The sequence below is a fragment of the Flavobacterium psychroterrae genome (assembly GCF_018380615.1).
Classification (GTDB): Bacteria; Bacteroidota; Bacteroidia; order Flavobacteriales; family Flavobacteriaceae; genus Flavobacterium; species Flavobacterium psychroterrae.
On record NZ_JAGYVZ010000003.1, the window covers coordinates 75,386 to 95,278 of the forward strand.

General features: G+C 33.4%; 20 protein-coding genes. 18 read left to right on the plus strand and 2 right to left on the minus strand.

Annotated elements, in window-relative coordinates; genetic code table 11:
• Nucleotides 1-2 precede the first annotated feature (2 nt).
• A complete protein-coding gene (locus KHA90_RS04300) occupies nucleotides 3-1,553 on the plus strand; it encodes a PepSY-associated TM helix domain-containing protein (protein ID WP_213295805.1) in 1,551 nt (516 codons plus the stop codon).
• A 63-nt stretch (nucleotides 1,554-1,616) separates the two neighbouring features.
• Nucleotides 1,617-2,732, plus strand: a complete 1,116-nt coding sequence (locus KHA90_RS04305) for a PepSY-associated TM helix domain-containing protein (protein WP_213295806.1) — start codon at nucleotides 1,617-1,619, stop codon at nucleotides 2,730-2,732.
• Nucleotides 2,733-2,981: 249 nt separating this feature from the next.
• Here KHA90_RS04305 and KHA90_RS04310 read toward each other — a convergent pair whose 3' ends face one another.
• Both KHA90_RS04310 and KHA90_RS04315 read right to left on the minus strand, forming a co-directional pair.
• Nucleotides 2,982-3,329, minus strand: a complete 348-nt coding sequence (locus KHA90_RS04310) for a toxin-antitoxin system YwqK family antitoxin (RefSeq protein ID WP_213295807.1) — start codon at nucleotides 3,327-3,329, stop codon at nucleotides 2,982-2,984.
• 209 nt (nucleotides 3,330-3,538) lie between these two features.
• Nucleotides 3,539-4,534, minus strand: a complete 996-nt coding sequence (locus KHA90_RS04315; RefSeq protein WP_213295808.1) for a TlpA family protein disulfide reductase — start codon at nucleotides 4,532-4,534, stop codon at nucleotides 3,539-3,541.
• 158 nt (nucleotides 4,535-4,692) lie between these two features.
• Between KHA90_RS04315 and aspS the strand changes: the two genes are divergently transcribed.
• The 16 genes from aspS (at nucleotide 4,693) to KHA90_RS04395 (ending at nucleotide 19,844) form a co-directional block, all read left to right on the plus strand.
• Nucleotides 4,693-6,444 carry an aspartate--tRNA ligase gene (aspS, locus tag KHA90_RS04320; protein WP_213295809.1) on the plus strand — a complete coding sequence of 584 codons (1,752 nt, stop codon included), beginning with the start codon at nucleotides 4,693-4,695 and terminating at the stop codon, nucleotides 6,442-6,444.
• 381 nt (nucleotides 6,445-6,825) lie between these two features.
• Complete coding sequence (locus KHA90_RS04325; RefSeq protein WP_007137066.1) at nucleotides 6,826-7,020, plus strand: cold-shock protein; 195 nt, start codon at nucleotides 6,826-6,828, stop codon at nucleotides 7,018-7,020.
• Nucleotides 7,021-7,263: 243 nt separating this feature from the next.
• Complete coding sequence (locus tag KHA90_RS04330; protein ID WP_055097501.1) at nucleotides 7,264-7,629, plus strand: NADH-quinone oxidoreductase subunit A; 366 nt, start codon at nucleotides 7,264-7,266, stop codon at nucleotides 7,627-7,629.
• Between the two features lie 175 nt (nucleotides 7,630-7,804).
• Entirely contained in the window at nucleotides 7,805-8,353 is a 549-nt protein-coding gene (locus tag KHA90_RS04335; protein ID WP_127338250.1) for an NADH-quinone oxidoreductase subunit B, read from the plus strand.
• Between the two features lies 1 nt (nucleotide 8,354).
• Nucleotides 8,355-8,876: an NADH-quinone oxidoreductase subunit C gene (locus tag KHA90_RS04340; protein ID WP_213295810.1), complete on the plus strand. Its 522-nt coding sequence runs from the start codon at nucleotides 8,355-8,357 to the stop codon at nucleotides 8,874-8,876.
• Nucleotides 8,877-8,900: 24 nt separating this feature from the next.
• Nucleotides 8,901-10,139, plus strand: a complete 1,239-nt coding sequence (locus tag KHA90_RS04345) for an NADH-quinone oxidoreductase subunit D (RefSeq protein ID WP_213295812.1) — start codon at nucleotides 8,901-8,903, stop codon at nucleotides 10,137-10,139.
• A 126-nt stretch (nucleotides 10,140-10,265) separates the two neighbouring features.
• The gene (locus KHA90_RS04350; RefSeq protein WP_213295816.1) at nucleotides 10,266-10,796 is read left to right on the plus strand and encodes a complex I 24 kDa subunit family protein; all 531 of its coding nucleotides are present in this window, start codon (nucleotides 10,266-10,268) and stop codon (nucleotides 10,794-10,796) included.
• 1 nt (nucleotide 10,797) lies between these two features.
• On the plus strand, nucleotides 10,798-12,168 hold the full coding sequence (gene nuoF / locus KHA90_RS04355; RefSeq protein WP_213295819.1) for an NADH-quinone oxidoreductase subunit NuoF: 1,371 nt from the start codon (nucleotides 10,798-10,800) through the stop codon (nucleotides 12,166-12,168).
• Nucleotides 12,169-12,181: 13 nt separating this feature from the next.
• Nucleotides 12,182-12,751 carry a hypothetical protein gene (locus KHA90_RS04360; RefSeq protein ID WP_213295821.1) on the plus strand — a complete coding sequence of 190 codons (570 nt, stop codon included), beginning with the start codon at nucleotides 12,182-12,184 and terminating at the stop codon, nucleotides 12,749-12,751.
• Between the two features lie 93 nt (nucleotides 12,752-12,844).
• A complete protein-coding gene (locus tag KHA90_RS04365) occupies nucleotides 12,845-13,876 on the plus strand; it encodes a 2Fe-2S iron-sulfur cluster-binding protein (RefSeq protein WP_213295824.1) in 1,032 nt (343 codons plus the stop codon).
• Complete coding sequence (nuoH, locus tag KHA90_RS04370; protein WP_213295826.1) at nucleotides 13,876-14,934, plus strand: NADH-quinone oxidoreductase subunit NuoH; 1,059 nt, start codon at nucleotides 13,876-13,878, stop codon at nucleotides 14,932-14,934. Before KHA90_RS04365 ends, nuoH begins: the two co-directional genes overlap by 1 nt.
• Nucleotides 14,935-15,098: 164 nt before the next feature.
• A complete protein-coding gene (locus tag KHA90_RS04375; protein WP_059114695.1) occupies nucleotides 15,099-15,644 on the plus strand; it encodes a NuoI/complex I 23 kDa subunit family protein in 546 nt (181 codons plus the stop codon).
• Nucleotides 15,645-16,184, plus strand: coding sequence for an NADH-quinone oxidoreductase subunit J family protein (locus KHA90_RS04380; RefSeq protein ID WP_213295829.1), 540 nt, complete (start codon nucleotides 15,645-15,647; stop codon nucleotides 16,182-16,184).
• Nucleotides 16,184-16,504: an NADH-quinone oxidoreductase subunit NuoK gene (gene nuoK, locus KHA90_RS04385; RefSeq protein ID WP_017494599.1), complete on the plus strand. Its 321-nt coding sequence runs from the start codon at nucleotides 16,184-16,186 to the stop codon at nucleotides 16,502-16,504. The genes KHA90_RS04380 and nuoK overlap by 1 nt, the downstream gene beginning before the upstream one ends.
• 6 nt (nucleotides 16,505-16,510) lie before the next feature.
• Nucleotides 16,511-18,394 (plus strand): NADH-quinone oxidoreductase subunit L, encoded by a 1,884-nt coding sequence (gene nuoL / locus KHA90_RS04390; RefSeq protein ID WP_213295833.1) that lies wholly within the window; start codon nucleotides 16,511-16,513, stop codon nucleotides 18,392-18,394.
• A 10-nt stretch (nucleotides 18,395-18,404) separates the two neighbouring features.
• Nucleotides 18,405-19,844: a complex I subunit 4 family protein gene (locus KHA90_RS04395; RefSeq protein WP_213295836.1), complete on the plus strand. Its 1,440-nt coding sequence runs from the start codon at nucleotides 18,405-18,407 to the stop codon at nucleotides 19,842-19,844.
• Nucleotides 19,845-19,893 lie beyond the last annotated feature (49 nt).

Here is a 19,893-nt window from a genome sequence, read left to right on the forward strand (position 1 = left end):
TTATGAATAACCGTAATTATAACATCTATTTTCATACACATACCGTTAGCGGAATTGTTATTAGTGTAGTTCTTTTTGTGATTTTTTTCGCAGGATCTTTTTCTTTCTTCAGGGATGAAATCATCAATTGGGAAAGAAATGAATCTTCTGCAATTACCAAAGAAATTCAATTAGACTATAATACAACTTTAAATAAACTGGACAAAGAATACGTTTTACACGGAAGAAACATCACGATTTCTAAACCAAGTAACGAAAGAAGAGTTGCCGTTTATCTTGAAGGCACCAAAGATACTTTGGCTCCAGCCAAACAAAAAGAAGGAACGTTTTTTTATCTTGACACTCAAACATTCAAAACCTACACCTATGAACAATCTTATTCGTTAGGTGAATTTTTATACCGTTTACATTTCTTAGCACAAATCCCATATCCGGTTGGGTATTATCTTTCCGGTTTTGTAGCATTGTTTTTTCTATTTGCAATTGTCACCGGGGTTTTATTACATTGGAAAAAAATCGTTTCCAACTTTTATATTTTCCGTCCAAAGGAAAAATTAAAAACATTATGGACAGATGCTCACACGGCTTTAGGAATGATTGGTTTACCTTTTCAATTTGTTTATGCTGTAACCGGAGCTTTCTTTATGATCAAACTTTTAATCGTCGCGCCTGCTGTAATGGCATTGTACAAAGGCGATCAGGATAAATTGTACAAAGAATTAGAATACAACGATCCTGTTTATCAATTTGACAATAAAAAATTAGCGACTCCATTTAATATAGATCAGCTAGTTGCAAAAACAAAAAGCAACTGGAAAGATTTTGAAATTACACGCGTTTTAATTCAGAATTATGGCGATGTAAATATGCATGTTGTAGTTGAAGGCGAAATGTTAAGTCATAAAAAATTCACAGGAATTGGAAAAGTAATTTACCGAATTGCTGATGGAAAAGAAGTTGCAAAGAAAAATCCTATCACACAAAACAACTATCTCGATGTTGTAAAAAATGTTTTGTATCGAATACATTTTGGAGATTATGGCGGATATGCTTTAAAAATTGTGAGTTTCGTTTTAGGAATTATCACTTGTTTTGTAATTATTTCCGGCGTGATGATTTGGTTAATTGCGAGACAAAAAAATAATTTACCTGAAAAGAAAAGACGCTTCAACGCAGCCGTCGTTCGTATCTATTTGGCAATTTGTCTGAGTATGTATCCCATTACGGCACTTGCATTTATTGCCTCTAAAATATTTTATCCATTAACTCAGGATAATCTTTTCTTAGTTTATTTTGGCGGATGGTTAGTTCTCACAATCTTCTTTATAATTAAAAAGAATGATGCATTCACTAATAAGTTCTGTTTGATTTCAGGAAGCATTTTAGGATTTCTGATTCCAATAACAAACGGAATTGTATCCGGAAATTGGTTTTGGAATTCATTCATGCAAAATCATATTCAGGTTTTCTTTATTGATGTTTTCTGGATTGTTTTGGCATCAATCACATTGTATGTCGCTTATCATTTAAAGCCAAAAAAGGTAGTTTCTTAAAAATTGGCATAAATAATTTGTCCCCGCGAGATTTAGCGTATACTTTTACGTTTTTATTCAAAAATGGGATTCAAACGAAAAATACGTTTTTTACATAAATGGCTCGGATTAATTTCCGGGCTTATTGTTTTTATAGTCTGTATTACAGGCTGTATATTTTGTTTTCATGATGAGATAAAAGACATCACCCGCAAAGAATGGCGATTGGTTGAACCTCAAAATAAGCCTTTTGTCCTTCCTTCTGTTTTACAGGAAAAGGCAAAAGAAATTCTGCCAAATTATAAACAATCTATGGTTTCCTTTTACGGAAAAAACAGAGCTGCAATTGTTTATACTTATTATGATAAAGAAAATCGATATCTTTATTTTAATCCGTACACAGGAAAATATTTAAAAAGTGAAAATCCTGAAACGGACTTTTTTATTATTGTAGAATACATTCATTTGTATTTATTATTACCGGATTATATTGGCAAACATATTATCGGCGGAGCAACAATCATTTTTATTTTACTATTGATTTCAGGAATTATTCAATGGTGGCCAAAACGCAAAAATGATCTTAAAAGAAGTTTTTCTATAAAATGGTCCGCAAAATGGCGTCGTGTAAATTATGACTGGCACAATACATCCGGATTTTACATTGCTATTATTGCTGTTATTATTGCCATTACAGGTTTGACTTTTACTTATGAATGGGTTGGAGACGGCATTTACAAAAGTTTCAATTTTGGCGGAGATAAAACCTTAGAAACAAGAGCACCAATAATTGATACAACTAAATTTACTTCTAATAAAATTATTGCCGTTGATCGTGCTTTTCTTGAAACAATAAAATTACAGCCAAAAGCCGAAATGATTTTTGTAACCTATCCGCAGCAAAAAGGTGATCTGATAAATTCTGGAGCTTATCCGCATACATTAAGATACGATCATCAAAGCAATTATTATTTCCATCCAAATGATGGTAAATTAATTCAAAGTCAAACCTTCGAAAAAAAGAGTTTAGGTTTGCAGGTTGTCGAAATAAATTACGGCATTCACACTGGTCAAATCTTAGATCTGCCTGGAAAAATAATTGCTTTTATTATAAGTCTGATTGCAGCAGCTTTGCCTGTAACGGGTTTTGTAATTTGGTACGGAAGAAGAAATAAATCCTGTAAAAAAATAAAAGCATAAAAAATTTAACCGCAAAGAACACAAATATTATTTTATGATTTCAAACACAAATTTCGCAAAGCCAGATCAAGACAAAGCTTTGTGAACTTTGTGTTTTCTAAACATTCGTATAATATATAAACTTTGCGGACTCGGCGGTAAATTCGCAATGCAGATTCACAATATTTTATCTTTCTCCACAAATACAATATGTTTTACTCCATAAAAAAACCGCTCATAAAAGCGGTTCTTATTTTATTTGAAATTGTATTAATTTCTGTTTGCTAATGCATTTTTCTGTAAGTTTTTAACTGAACTGATTTTGCTGTTTTCATAAGCAACTTCGCAAAGGTTTTTTTCATTGAAGAAAACCCATTTTCCAGTTTTCAATCCGTTTGTGTATTCTCCTACGGCAACTTTATTGCCTTTTTCATCATACGAAACCCAAACGCCATCTAATTTACCATCTTTAAAAAAGCCTTCTTGTTGTACATTCCCATTTTCATAGTAATAAGTAGCTTTTACTTTGTTTCCAACAGCTTCTAATTCTGGTTTTACCTCTTGTGCAACTAAAATTCCAGAGAACAATATTGCAACTAAAATTACACACTTTTTCATATCTTTAGGTATTTATGTTTTCAAATCTTTATCAAATATAATTAATTGTTTACATTAAAAAAACTTTTAGTTAACAATTTGGTAACATTGAGTAAAAGCTTAACATTGGAAACTTACCTAAAATAAAAAAACCAATGCTTAAGCATTGGTTTTACTGGGATTTACTAAAAATTGCAAATCTTCTATATCGTTGTAATTTTTATAATAAATTACTTTAATAATGTATCTAACTGCTTCTCAAGCTCTGGAGACGATGGTCTGTCAGCATCGGCACTTAAAACATTTCCTTTTGGATCAACAATAATAAATCTCGGAATTCCGGTTACGCCATAACTTGTTACAAACTCAGATTCCCAATCTTTATCAGCAAATAATTGTATTCCGCCCAGATTTTTATCTGCCACAAATTTTTTCCATTTTTCGTTATCTTTCAGTTTATCAATTGAAATACTAACAAACTCAATGTTTTTTGCGTGATACTTTTCTTCAATTTTCTGTAGGTAAGGAATTTCGGCTCTGCAAGGCGCACACCAAGTTGCCCAAAGATCGATATAAACATATTTCCCTTTTAAATCAGAAAGTTTTGTTTTTCCTCCTTTATAATTAACATAATCAAAATCAGGCGAAGGTTTTCCGTTTAGTTTATTCGCTTTTGATGCTCTGTCGTATTCCTGAGATGCGTATTGATTGAAACTTTCAAAACTATTTTTTAATGCTGTTTTAAATTCAGGATCAAAATTCCCTTTTTCAACATTTTCAATATCTGTTTTTTTCTTTGCCGCTAATAAAGTGGCAAACTCTGCCGGTTCTTTGGCGAAAGCCTCTTTTTGAAATTGCTCATCTTTTAAAGCTTGTTGTGCCATAAAATTACTTTCATCAGCACCTTTACCTTTATATAGTATAGTCTCGTCAAATTCTTTTGCATTCATCGTTAAATTAATATCTGAATCCGGCTTTAAATATAAATTCGAAGATTCTATTCCGTCAGAAAACATATAAAATCCTTTCGGAGCTTCAAAATTAGCAGCAAAAACTTCATTTTTATTAATTGGAATAACTTGTTTAAAATTATCCTTTCCTCTAATAACTAAAGTGTCGCTATTTCTGTTAGTAATTTTAGCCGTAAATTTTATTTGATTTTTGGCTTGACCGATAACATTCAAAGCGCTAAAAATCAACAGACCAGTTATAAAAAGTTTTTTCATAATAATTATAGTTTGCTTTTAGTGATTCAAATCTAAAGAAATTACAGCGTCAAAATTTAAGAATTAACAAAATATTTCAAATTTACATCTATCAACTTTATCACTTTACTATATTATCTTGAATTTTGTGTTTACTTTTGCAATCTAAAATTTTGATCATGTATAGAAGTCATAATTGTGGCGAATTGAACGCCTCAAATATTAATACGGAAGTTACACTAGCGGGTTGGGTTCAGAAATCACGCGACAAAGGATTTATGAATTGGGTCGATTTACGTGACCGTTATGGAATTACACAACTTATTTTCGACGAAAGTCGTACCGATAAGACTGTATTTGAATTGGCAAAAACTCTTGGTAGAGAATTTGTAATTCAGGTAAAAGGAACTGTTATTGAGCGTGAAGCCAAAAACAAAAATATTCCGACTGGTGAAATCGAAATTTTAGTTACAGAAATGACTGTTCTAAATGCAGCATTAACGCCTCCGTTTACTATTGAAGATGAAACGGATGGTGGAGAAGATATTCGAATGAAATATCGTTATTTAGATATTAGAAGAAATCCTGTAAAAAACAGTTTATTGTTCCGTCATAAAGTAGCGATGGAAGTTCGTAAGTATTTATCTGATTTAGATTTTTGCGAAGTTGAAACTCCTTATTTAATAAAATCGACTCCGGAAGGTGCAAGAGATTTCGTTGTACCAAGCCGTATGAACGAAGGACAATTTTATGCATTGCCACAATCTCCTCAAACTTTCAAACAATTATTGATGGTGGGTGGAATGGATAAATATTTCCAGATTGTAAAATGTTTCCGCGACGAAGATTTGCGTGCAGACCGTCAGCCTGAGTTTACACAAATCGATTGCGAAATGGCATTTGTGGAACAAGAAGATATTTTGAATGTTTTTGAAGGTCTGACAAGACATTTATTGAAAGAAATCAAAGGTATTGATGTAGATAAATTCCCTAGAATTACCTACGATTATGCCATGAAAACATACGGAAATGACAAACCGGACATTCGTTTTGGGATGGAATTTGGTGAGTTAAACGAATTTGCAAAACACAAAGATTTCCCAGTATTCAATGCTGCAGAATTAGTTGTGGGAATTGCAGTTCCGGGAGCAGGAAATTATACCCGTAAAGAAATTGACGGATTAATTGACTGGGTAAAACGTCCGCAAGTTGGCGCATCAGGAATGGTATATGCAAAATGTAATGACGACGGAACTTTTAAATCATCTGTAGATAAATTCTACGATCAGGACGATTTAACACAATGGGCAAAAATTACTGGGGCAAAATCTGGCGATATGATTTTTGTACTTTCCGGTCCGGCTGATAAAACACGTGGTCAGCTTTCTGCGCTTCGTATGGAATTAGCAACTCGTTTAGGATTGCGTAAACCGGAAGAATTTGCTCCGTTATGGGTAGTTGATTTTCCTTTATTAGAATTGGATGAAGAAACTGGTCGTTATCACGCTATGCACCACCCCTTTACATCTCCAAAACCGGAAGACATGCATTTGTTGGCAACAGAACCAGGAAAAGTTCGTGCTAATGCTTATGATATGGTTTTGAATGGAAATGAAATTGGCGGAGGTTCAATTCGTATTCATGATAAAGCAACACAACAGTTAATGTTTAAATATTTAGGTTTTACCGAAGATGAAGCAAAAGCACAATTTGGCTTTTTAATGGATGCTTTTCAGTTTGGAGCACCACCACACGGAGGTTTAGCATTTGGTCTTGACAGATTAGTTGCTATTTTAGGAGGCCAGGAAACGATTAGAGATTTCATTGCATTCCCAAAAAACAATTCAGGACGTGATGTAATGATCGATGCACCGGCTAAAATTGATGATGCACAATTAAAAGAATTACACATTAAAATTGACTCAATATAAATTTCTGAGAATTTAAAAAATGAGACGGCAGCTAAAAAATTTAGCTGCCGTTTTCCTTTTTATACCTTTTTTGGTTTAAGAAAATATATTCATTAAAACGAACAATCTCAGTAAATACAAGTATTCTCTCACATAACCATTAATTAAGCAATTGACTTGTGCAAAAGTTAAGAAAAATTTGTAAACTATAAGCTACTTTTTTAACTTTTTTTCTTACAATTGACGATTCTTAAATAAAGTAGTTCCATATCAAAATTGATGCAATATAAATAGCGAAAACACTGTGAATCAATAATTTTTACAAAAAATTAACACCTTCTTGTCTTTTGTATGAATTTATATATTACATTTGCTTCATTATAAATTATTATTACAATTACAATGCGTACAGGTACAGTAAAATTTTTCAATGAATCTAAAGGTTATGGATTCATTACAGACGAAGAAACAGGAAAAGATATCTTCGTTCACGCTTCAGGAATTAACGCGGAAGAATTACGCGAAGGTGACCGTGTAAGCTACGAAGAAGAAGAAGGAAGAAAAGGGAAAGTTGCTGCTAAAGTAGCAGTAATCTAAGAAAAATATAGCAATTTATTTTTTTTGCCTCTGAATGGTTTAAAAACGTTTCGATTAATTTCGAGACGTTTTTTTTTTGCTCAAATCTTAAAAAAAACTTAAAATAGGTTGTTATTATTTATAATCAATAAAAATTACAATTAATGACCCTTTAGTGATACACTTAAATCCTTTTTTAGCTTGTGATTTACAGAGTTGAAAGTTATCTTTGTGGCTTATTCTTTAAGTAAAAACCCTAAGTTTATGCAATCTGATCAATACAGTTATCTTCCTATTTTAATGCAGTTTATTCTGGCTGTAGGTTTTGTGGTAGGAACAATCATTATTTCTGGAAAATTAGGACCCAAAAGAACCTCAGAAGTTAAAGATAAAAACTTTGAGTGCGGTATCGAATCTGTTGGTAACGCCCGTATTCCTTTTTCAGTAAAATATTTCCTGGTAGCCATTTTATTTGTATTGTTTGATGTAGAGGTGATTTTCCTTTATCCTTGGGCAGTAAACTTTAAAGAACTTGGCATTGAAGGAATGTTAAAGATGATCGTATTCATGTCACTTCTTTTAGTTGGCTTTTTCTATATCATCAAGAAAAAAGCATTAGACTGGGAATAAAACGGTTTTAGATTTTAGATTAGTGATTTTAGATTTAAGAATCGGTTATCCGAATAGATTTAGAATTACAATTTAAGATTTGATTTCCTCGAATTAATATACTGATTTAAAAATTGATTTTAACTTTTACGATTTCCCCAAATCTAAAATCTAAAATCAGAAATCTAAAATAAAAATGAGCGATTCAAAAGTAAATATGGTTGCCCCTCCTGAAGGTGTTGTTGGTGAAGGTTTTTTCGCCACAAAACTAAATGATGTAGTAGGTATGGCGCGCGCGAATTCTCTTTGGCCTTTACCCTTTGCAACTTCTTGTTGCGGAATCGAGTTTATGGCAACAATGGCTTCACATTATGATTTAGCACGATTTGGTTCTGAGCGTGTGAGTTTTTCTCCCCGTCAGGCTGATATGTTAATGGTAATGGGAACTATTTCTAAAAAAATGGCTCCTATTTTAAGACAAGTTTACGAACAAATGGCTGAACCTCGTTGGGTTATTGCAGTTGGAGCTTGTGCTTCATCAGGCGGAATCTTCGATACTTATTCAGTTTTACAAGGAATTGACAAAGTGATTCCAGTTGACGTTTATGTACCGGGATGTCCACCAAGACCAGAACAAATAGTAGATGGAGTAATGAAACTTCAAGAATTGGTAAGATCAGAATCTGTAAGACGCAGAAGTTCACCAGAGTACCAAGAATTACTAGCTTCATATAACATTTCATAAGATGGCTTTAGAAAATACCCTGATTCAGGATAAACTTACAGAAACATTTGACGCAAGTGTTTTTAACTTTCAAGAAGAAAGAGATATTTTTTCACTGGAAACTACTGCTGATAAAATCACAGCCTTAATTCTTTTTTTGAAAAACGATTCTGACTTACGTTTTCACTTTTTAACCGATTTATGCGGTATTCATTATCCGGACAACGAATTAGATCGTCAGTTTGCAATAGTGTATCACATGCACAATTGGTACGAAAACAAACGTATTAGAATCAAAGTATATCTTAACGGCGAAAAACCTGAGATAAAAACCATTTCAAACATTTTCTTAAGTTCAAACTGGATGGAAAGAGAAACATACGATTTTTTCGGGATTAACTTTATTGGACATCCACAATTGAAACGTATTTTGAATATGGATGAAATGATATCATTCCCAATGCGAAAAGAATTCCCAATGGAAGACAGCGGAAGAACTGATAAGGATGACAGATTCTTTGGAAGAACAACAACAAATTGCTAAAAAATAAATAATTCAACATTATAAATGTCAGAACTATTATTACCACCAGAGCATCGTTATGCTAAAATAGTAAAGGATAAACTAAACGAAGACGGAAGCGAGCTTTCAGTATTGAATTTAGGTCCAACACACCCGGCCACTCACGGTATTTTTCAAAATATCCTGTTGATGGACGGAGAAAGAATTCTTGAAGCTGAACCTACTATTGGTTACATTCACAGAGCTTTCGAAAAAATTGCCGAAAATCGTCCTTTTTACCAAATTACTCCTCTTACAGACCGTATGAACTATTGCTCCTCTCCTATTAACAATATGGGATGGTGGATGACTTTAGAGAAACTACTAAATATCGAAGTGCCTAAACGTGCTCAATATTTAAGAGTTATCGTAATGGAATTGGCGCGTATTACGGATCACTTGATTTGTAATTCGATTCTGGGCGTTGATACTGGTGCTTATACCGGTTTCTTATATGTATTTCAATTTAGAGAAAAAGTTTATGAGATCTACGAAGAAATTTGTGGTGCTCGATTAACAACAAATATGGGAAGAATTGGTGGTTTCGAAAGAGATTGGTCACCAGAAGCTTTCCGCAAACTAGATGTGTTTTTAAAAGATTTTCCTGTCGCTTGGCAAGAATTTGAAAATTTATTCGAAAGAAACAGAATTTTCCTTGACAGAACTGTAGACGTAGGTGCGATCTCAGCAGAGCAAGCAATGGCATATGGATTTACAGGTCCAAACTTACGTGCTGCCGGAGTTGATTATGACGTTCGTGTTGCACATCCTTACTCTTCTTATGAAGATTTCGATTTTATTGTTCCTGTTGGAAAATCAGGTGACACTTACGATCGTTTCTGTGTTCGTAATGCAGAAGTTCGCGAAAGTTTAAGCATCATTCGTCAGGCTTTAGATAAAATGCCAGCCGGAAATGAATACCACGCAGAAGTTCCTGACTATTACCTTCCTCCAAAAGAAGATGTTTATACTTCAATGGAATCTTTAATTTATCACTTTAAGATAGTAATGGGAGAAGTTCCTGTACCGGTTGCAGAAATCTATCATCCTGTTGAAGGCGGAAATGGAGAACTAGGATTTTATTTAGTTACAGACGGAAGCAGAACTCCATACAGATTACATTTTAGAAGACCTTGTTTTATTTATTACCAGGCATATCCTGAAATGATTAAAGGCGCTTTATTATCAGATGCAATTGTTATTCTATCAAGTTTAAATGTAATTGCAGGAGAATTAGACGCATAAACAGATTGCAGAGTTTAGATTTTAGATTGAAAAATCGAGGATCTAAAATAAAAAAGATTGCAGAATGCCGATTTATAGATCAAGATTGAAAAATCTAAAATCTAAAATCTAAAATCCAAAATAAAAATGGAACGTAAACATTACAAACAAGAAATAAACATGACTGAAGCATTGATGAATCGCATCAATGAATTAATCAGTCATTATCCTGAAGACAAAAGAAAATCAGCTTTGTTGCCTGTTTTGCATGAAGTGCAGGATGCGCATGATAACTGGTTAAGTACAGAGTTGCAGGATAAAGTTGCTGAAATTTTGCATATAAAACCAATTGAGGTTTATGAAGTAGTTACTTTTTATACCATGTACAACCAGAAACCAATTGGAAAATACATGTTTGAATTTTGCCAGACTTCTTGTTGTTGTTTAAATGGAGCTGAAAATTTAATGGATTATACTTCTGAAAAATTAGGCATTAAAATGGGCGAAACAACTCCGGACGGAATGTTTACCATTGCCGGTGTAGAATGTTTAGGTGCCTGCGGATATGCTCCGATGATGCAGTTGGGAGATTTCTACAAAGAAAAATTGACAGAAGACAAAATCGATCAGTTAATCGCTGATTGTAGAGATGATAAAATAATATTACACGATAAATAATATGTCACAAAAAATATTATTAGATAAAATCAATGTTCCGGGTATCAAAACCTACGAAGTATATCGCCAAAATGGTGGTTATGCTTCTGTAGAAAAAGCTTTAAAAACACTTACGCCAGACGAAGTTGTTGAAGAAGTAAAAAAATCAGGTCTTCGTGGTCGTGGTGGAGCAGGTTTCCCAGCCGGAATGAAATGGAGTTTTATTGACAAAAAATCAGGAAAACCAAGACATTTAGTTTGCAACGCCGATGAGTCTGAACCGGGAACTTTCAAAGATCGTTATTTGATGGAATTTATTCCTCACTTATTGATCGAAGGAATGATCACTTCAAGTTTTGCCTTAGGCGCTAACTTATCATATATCTACATTCGTGGAGAATATATGTGGGTTTTCAAAATATTAGAAAGAGCGATCGCCGAAGCTAAAGCAGCCGGTTGGTTAGGAAAAAATATATTAGGAACAGGTTACGATTTAGAATTATATGTTCATTGTGGAGCTGGTGCTTATATTTGTGGAGAAGAAACTGCACTTATCGAATCATTAGAAGGTAAAAGAGGAAATCCTCGTATCAAACCACCATTTCCTGCAGTTTCAGGATTATGGGCAAATCCTACAGTAGTAAATAATGTTGAAACTATTGCAACTGTGCCATGGATTATCAACAATTCTGGTGATGATTATGCTAAAATAGGTATAGGTCGTTCTACAGGAACTAAATTGATCTCAGCTTCAGGACACATAAAAAATCCGGGAGTTTACGAAATTGAATTAGGATTAAGTGTTGACGAATTCATGAATTCTGATGAATATTTGGGAGGAATGTCTTCGAGCAGACCTTTGAAAGCATTTGTTCCCGGAGGATCTTCAGTACCAATTTTGCCAGCTGAATTAATTTTTAAAACTGCAAATGGTGAAGACAGATTAATGTCTTACGAATCTTTAAGTGATGGTGGTTTTGCGACCGGATCGATGTTAGGTTCAGGAGGATTTATCGTTTATAATGATACTGCTTGTGTAGTAAGAAACACTTGGAATTTTTCTCGTTTCTATCACCATGAATCTTGCGGACAATGTACGCCTTGTCGTGAAGGAACCGGATGGTTAGAAAAAATATTGTGGAGAATCGAAAACGGTCAGGGCCGTGAAGAAGATATCGAATTATTATGGAGCATTCAAAGTAAAATCGAAGGTAATACGATTTGCCCGCTTGGAGATGCAGCAGCATGGCCAGTAGCAGCAGCAATTCGCCACTTTAGAGATGAATTTGAATACCACGTTCGTTTCCCTGAAAAAATAAAAAATAGAGATCACTTTGTTACTGAACCTTTCTCGCAAGTAAAGCATTTAGTAGGCGGTAAAATGATTGTATAAGAATTAATCCATATTGAATAAAATAATTTTTTCTTTAGTATTTTGCTTTATAAGTACAATCTTTTACAGCCAAAACTACAAAGGATATTATATAACAAATGACGATGACACTATAACATGTAGCTTTGACATTCCTGTTATCTTATTTGATTCGAAAAAGTTTGACCCTCAAACGGTCAGAAATAAAATAAATGTTATTACAGAGAATGGTGAGAAGTTAAAATTTAAACCAAATCAAATCAAGTCGTTCTTTATTAAAGAGACAAAAAATGGAAATTATAATTTTGTGAGTATTATCGATCAAAATTATTTTTATCATGAAATTATAAGGGGTAAATTATCTTATTATAAAGTATATTTAAACAACTCAGGTGGAGTATTAGGTTATTATGCTAGTGTTAAATATTTTATTATCAAGGACAACAATTTAACAGAATTGAATTCAATGAATCTAAAAAAAGGGCTTTCCAAACAAATTAAGGATTACCCAGAACTAGATCAAAAATGGATGGACTCTAGTAATTATTACAAAGTCAATCAAATAGAAGAGGTTATAGAATTATATAATGAGCATTTCAAATAGTAAAAAAATAAAGCAGAAAGTTATAAAGTTAATAGTTAAAAGAATGGAAACTCCTTTGAATATTTCAACTTTCAACATTCAAATCATAAAGAAATGAAAGTAACCATAGACGGTCAAAGTATAGACGTAGAGCCAGGAACAACGATCCTGCAAGCTGCACGTATGATTGGTGGAGATTTAGTTCCGCCAGCCATGTGCTATTACTCAAAATTAAAAGGCAGCGGCGGTAAATGTCGTTGTTGTTTAGTTGAAGTGGCAAAAGGAAGTGAAGCTGACCCAAGACCAATGCCAAAATTAATGGCATCTTGTGTAACAGGCTGTATGGACGGAATGGAAGTGAACAGTAAATCATCGGATCGTGTGAACGAAGCCCGTAAATCTGTTACTGAATTTTTGTTAATCAATCACCCATTAGACTGTCCGGTTTGTGATCAGGCTGGTGAATGCGATCTTCAAAACTTGAGTTTTGAGCACGGAAACCCAAAATCACGTTTTATTGAAGAAAAAAGAACATTTGAGCCAGAAGATATTGGTCCACATATTCAACTACATATGAACCGTTGCATTTTATGTCAAAGATGTGTACAAGTTGCAGATCAGTTGACGGACAACAGAGTTCACGGAGTATTAGATCGTGGAGATCATGCTAATATTTCTACTGGAATTTCTAAAGCTATCGACAATGAATTCTCAGGAAATATGATCGACGTTTGTCCTGTTGGGGCATTGACTGATAAAACTTTCCGTTTTAAATCAAGAGTTTGGTTCAACAAACCTTACAATGCACACAGAGAATGTACAACTCCAGGATGTTGTGGAAAAACTACTGTTTGGATGTTTGGAGGAGAAATTCAACGTGTAACTGGTCGTAAAGATGAGTACCATGAAGTAGAGGAATTCATTTGCAACAGTTGTCGTTTTGATCACAAAAATGTGAATGACTGGGTTATTGAAGGACCAAGAGAATTTGAAAAAGATTCTGTTATCAACCAAAACAATTACACTCAAAAATTAGAGAAAGTAATAATTGATACAGAAAAAACAATACTAGAAGGTAGAGATATCGACCGTAAAAAAATTAGTATGGCTGAGATTCCATTAAACACTAACAACAAAAATTCTTAATGATGGTAGATGGTGCGTTTATTATAGAAAAGAGTGTTGTAATTGTTGTGGTTTTTGCCGTAACGATGATTATGGCAATGTATTCTACCTGGGCTGAACGTAAAGTTGCGGCTTTTCTTCAGGATCGTGTAGGGCCTAACCGTGCTGGATGGGGAGGATTATTGCAACCTCTTGCTGATGGTATGAAATTATTTTCGAAAGAAGAATTTTTCCCAAATACGCCTAACAAATTTTTATTTGTTGTAGGACCGGCAATTGCCATGAGTACTGCTTTAATGACAAGTGCTGTAATTCCCTGGGGAGATAAACTTCATGTTTTTGGCAGAGATGTAATTCTTCAGGCAACTGATATTAATATTGCTTTACTGTATATTTTTGGAGTTCTTTCAGTTGGAGTTTACGGTATTATGATTGGTGGATGGGCTTCTAACAATAAATTCTCATTGATGGGGGCTGTTCGTGCAGCTTCGCAAATGGTTTCTTATGAAGTTGCAATGGGATTATCAATGATTGCACTATTGATGATGACAGGAACTATGAGCTTAAAAGAAATTTCATTACAGCAACAAGGAATGAACTGGAATGTTTTCTATCAGCCTTTATCATTCTTAATTTTCCTGATTTGTTCATTTGCAGAAACAAACAGAACTCCTTTTGATTTGGCGGAATGTGAATCTGAGTTAATTGGAGGTTATCATACTGAATATTCATCCATGAAAATGGGATTCTATTTATTTGCTGAATATGCAAGTATGTTTACATCTGCAACTATTATTTCTGTATTGTTTTTTGGAGGATATAATTATCCCGGAATGCAATGGATGGTAGAAAATGTTGGTGTAAATATTGGAAACGTTTTAGGAATGGTAGCATTATTTGCTAAAGTATGTTTCTTTATATTTTTCTATATGTGGGTTCGTTGGACAATTCCAAGATTTAGATATGACCAATTAATGCATTTAGGATGGAGGATTTTGATTCCGCTTTCAATAGTTAATATCATGATTACCGGAGTTGTTATTTTAAGACATCAAATCGCAGCATATTTCGGGTTTTAATACTCCTTAAGTCATAGCCCTGATAGAAGCGGCATCCTTTAATTTTTTTTCTTTAGAAAAATTAAAGATATAGCGAATAGCAGGATTAGCTTCAAATTAAAAATAAAACAGATTATAGATTTGAATTAAACTCAAATTAAGAATCGTAAATCATACATTAAAAAATGTCAATAGAAACTATATCATTATCGGGTAGAAAGAAGATGGTCTCAAATAAAGAGATGACTTTTTGGGAACGATTGTATCTTGTGGCGATTGTGAAAGGATTGTTTATCACACTTAAACACTTATTCAGAAAAAAAGTGACAATTCACTATCCTGAACAAGTGCGTGAAATGAGTCCGGTTTATCGCGGTCAACACCAGTTGAAACGTGATGAACAAGGTCGTGAAAACTGTACCGCTTGCGGATTATGTGCTTTGTCATGTCCGGCTGAAGCTATCACAATGAAAGCTGCTGAACGTAAAGCTGACGAAAAACATTTGTACAGAGAAGAAAAATATGCTTCGATATACGAAATCAATATGTTACGTTGTATTTTTTGTGGTCTATGTGAAGAAGCCTGCCCGAAAGACGCCATTTATTTGACGACTTCAAAGGTATTGGTTCCTTCCAGCTATGAAAGAGAAGATTTCATTTTTGGAAAAGACAGATTAGTGATGCCTCTTGATGTGGCGATCAAAAATGCTCAACTTAATAATGCTAATTAAATGATACATATTCCTGATTTTGCACACGCAACAACTGTACAAATTATATTTTGTTTCTTAGCGTTTATTACTGTAATCACCGCTTTCCTGACTATTTTTAGCAGAAATCCAATTCATAGTGCTATCTATTTAGTGATTTGTTTTTTCTCTATTGCTGGTCACTATTTATTATTAAATGCTCAATTTTTGGCTATCGTACATATTATAGTCTACTCTGGAGCGATTATGATTTTGTTCCTGTTTACGATCATGTTGATGAATTTGAACGAACAACGAGATGTACACAGACCAAGAATTACACGTTTAGGCGCAATTGTATCTTTCTGTTTGATTTGTGTTGTATTGATTGCCATTTTCATAAATTCTAAACCAATTGTTGGAGAATATGATTCAACTGGCGAGGATTTCCAGTCGATTAAGGTATTGGGTAAAATATTATTGAACGAATATATGGTTCCGTTTGAATTCGCTTCGATCTTGCTTTTAGTAGCTATGATTGGAACTGTATTATTGTCTAAAAAAGAAAAATTAAATAAATAATGGGTAATATATTAAATCAAATAGGTATTGAAAACTACATCTTTTTAAGTGTTGTACTTTTCTGTATTGGTATTTTTGGTGTATTGTACAGACGAAATGCTATTATCGTTTTCATGTCTATCGAAATCATGTTGAATGCTGTTAACCTTTTATTTGTTGCTTTTTCAACTTATCATCAAGACGCACAAGGACAAGTCTTTGTATTCTTTTCGATGGCAGTTGCTGCAGCAGAAGTTGCAGTTGGGTTGGCTATTTTAGTTTCGATCTTTAGAAATTTAGGTTCGATTAGTATCGATAATTTAAAAAATTTAAAAGGATAAATGGAAATGGATACCAATTTAGCTTTAGTTTTAGTATTAGCTCCTTTTTTAGGATTTTTAATCAATGTTTTCTTTGGCAAAAGCTTAGGAAAAACTGTTTCAGGAATTATTGGAACTGCTGCGGTAGTAGTTTCTTTTGTCGTTACACTTTTCTTTTTCAATCAAATCAGCCAAACAAAACAAGTCATTCAAATCACTTTATTTGACTGGATTCAGCTCAGTAATTTACATATTAATCTTGGATTTTTATTAGATCAATTATCATTACTTTGGTTGCTTTTTGTAACTGGTATTGGTTCATTGATTCACTTATATTCTATCAGTTATATGCACGATGATGAAAATATGCACAAGTTTTTTGCATATTTGAATCTGTTCGTATTCTTCATGATTACGCTTGTAATGGGAAGTAACTTATTAGTTTTATTTATTGGTTGGGAAGGCGTTGGACTTTGCTCGTACTTATTAATTGGATTCTGGCATAAAAACCAGGATTACAATGATGCTGCAAAAAAAGCTTTCATCATGAACAGAATTGGAGATTTAGGTTTATTAATCGGAATGTTCATTATTGGTTCAATGTTCTCGACTTTAGATTATGCAACTTTAAAAACTGCTATTGTTGGCGCAACAAACTTGAATTTGCCGTTGCTTTCATTAGCTGCTTTATGCTTATTTATTGGTGCTTGTGGTAAATCAGCACAAATTCCGTTATATACTTGGTTACCAGACGCGATGGCTGGACCAACTCCTGTTTCTGCATTGATTCACGCTGCAACAATGGTTACAGCTGGTATCTTTATGGTAACAAGATTAAATTTTGTATTTGATTTAGCTCCGGATGTTCAAACTGTTATTGCTATTATTGGAGCTGTGACTTCATTAGTTGCTGCAACAATTGGTTTAGTTCAGACAGATATCAAAAAAGTATTAGCCTACTCTACCGTTTCTCAATTAGGATTAATGTTTTTAGCGTTAGGACTTGGTGCTTATGAAGTTGCTGTTTTCCACGTAATCACACACGCATTCTTTAAAGCTTGTTTGTTCTTAGGATCAGGATCTGTAATTCACGGTTTACACGGAGAACAGGATATGCGTAAAATGGGTGGTTTGCGTAAAGCAATGCCTATTACTTTCTGGACAATGTTGATTTCATCATTAGCCATTTCAGGTATTCCGTTTTTCTCAGGATTTTTCTCTAAAGATGAAATCTTATTAACGGCTTTCGAACACAGTATTCCTTTATATGTTATTGGTTCTATTGCATCAATCATGACTGCATTTTATATGTTCAGATTGATGTTCCTTACTTTCTTTAAAGATTTCAGAGGAACTGAAGAGCAAAAACATCATTTACATGAAAGTGGCGCATTGATTACTTTTCCTCTTATAATTTTAGCAATTCTGGCTACTTTTGGCGGATTAATTAGTTTGCCTGGAAATAGCTGGTTAAATGAATATTTAGCGCCGCTTTTCACAAAAGTGGCTGGCGAAGAACATCATTTAGGAACTACAGAATATACATTAATGGGAGTTGCAGTTTTAGGCGGATTATTAGGTATTTTAATTGCTTACATTAAATACTTTAAACAAGACAACGTTCCTGAAGCTGACGAAAACATTACAGGTTTGACCAAAGTTTTATACAACAAATATTATGTAGATGAAATTTACGATGTAATATTTGTTCGCTCTATTAACGGATTATCAAAATTCTTTAGAGACACTATTGAAACAGGTTTATCAGCACTTGTTTTCGGATTAGGAAAAGTAACCAATGAAATAGGTTTTCAAGGTAGAAAATTACAAAGCGGAAGTATCGGATTATATCTGTTTGCTTTTGTTTTGGGTCTTTGCGCCATTGTTTCCTATATATTTTTAGCTAAATAATTTTACAACTATGAACGTTTCTCTTATATTAATTATTCTTTTAATTGGTGCATTTGTCACTTATTTTGCTGGTGATAAACTAGCATCTAAAGTAGCTTTGTTCTTTAGTTTGGTAGCTTTAGGTTGTTCAATTGTTTTACTAAATCATTTTTACGCAGGCGAAAGTATCAGTTTTGTCAGTGCATGGATCAATCAGCCTAAAATTTCATTTGCACTTAATGCAGATGGATTAGGAATTGCAATGCTATTATTGACTGCGGCTTTAACGCCAATTATTATATTCTCTTCTTTTGGAAATGAATATAAAAATGCTAAAGGTTTTTATGCTTTAATTTTATTTATGGCATTTGCTATGACAGGAACTTTTCTTGCAGCAGATGGTCTTTTATATTATATCTTTTGGGAATTAGCACTTATTCCTATTTACTTTATTGCCCTTATTTGGGGTAATGGTGATGCGGAAGAACGTAGAAAGGCAGTGGTTAAATTCTTTATTTATACTCTTGCAGGATCTTTATTCATGCTTGTTGCTTTTATTTACCTATATACAAAAGCAGGCAGTTTCATGATTGAAGATTTATACAAATTAAATTTATCAGCTTCTGAGCAACTTTGGATATTCTTAGCTTTCTTTTTCGCTTATGCGATTAAAATTCCAATTATTCCTTTCCATACCTGGCAAGCAAATGTTTACCAAAAAGCACCAACCGTTGGAACAATGCTTTTATCCGGTATCATGTTAAAAATGGGATTGTATAGTGTAATTCGTTGGCAATTGCCTCTTGCTCCATTGGCTGCAAAAGAATACATGAATATTTTCATTGCTTTAGGAATTGCCGGAGTTATTTACGGATCAATTGTAGCTTTAAGACAAAAGGATTTAAAGAAATTATTAGCTTATTCTTCGTTAGCACACGTTGGATTAATTGCTGCAGGAACTTATACATTAACAATTGATGGTTTCCGCGGAGCTGTTTTACAAATGATTGCTCACGGTTTTGTAGTAGTTGGATTATTTTTCGCTGCTGAAGTTATCTATAGAAGATATGAAACCAGAGAAATTTCACAATTAGGTGGTATTCGCACGCAATCACCAAAATTTACTTCTATGTTTTTAATTTTGGTATTGGCTTCAGTAGCCTTACCGAGTACTTTTAACTTCGTTGGAGAGTTTACTGTTTTGTATAGTCTTTCTCAAATTAATATATGGTTTGCTGTTTTAGGCGGAACAACTATTATTTTAGGAGCTTATTATATGCTTAAAATGTTTCAAAATGTAATGTTAGGAGAAACAAACTCTAAAACTTTTGCAGATGTTTCTATTAATGAAGGAGTTTCATTTGTAGTAATTATTGCGGTTTTAATTTTCTTCGGATTTTATCCAAAACCAATTACAGATTTGATTACTCCAAGTTTAGAGACAATTCTAAACGTTATCAATAAAAATTAATATTTTAAATAAAAATAAATTAGGGCATCATTAGTTTGAGATTTCCTAA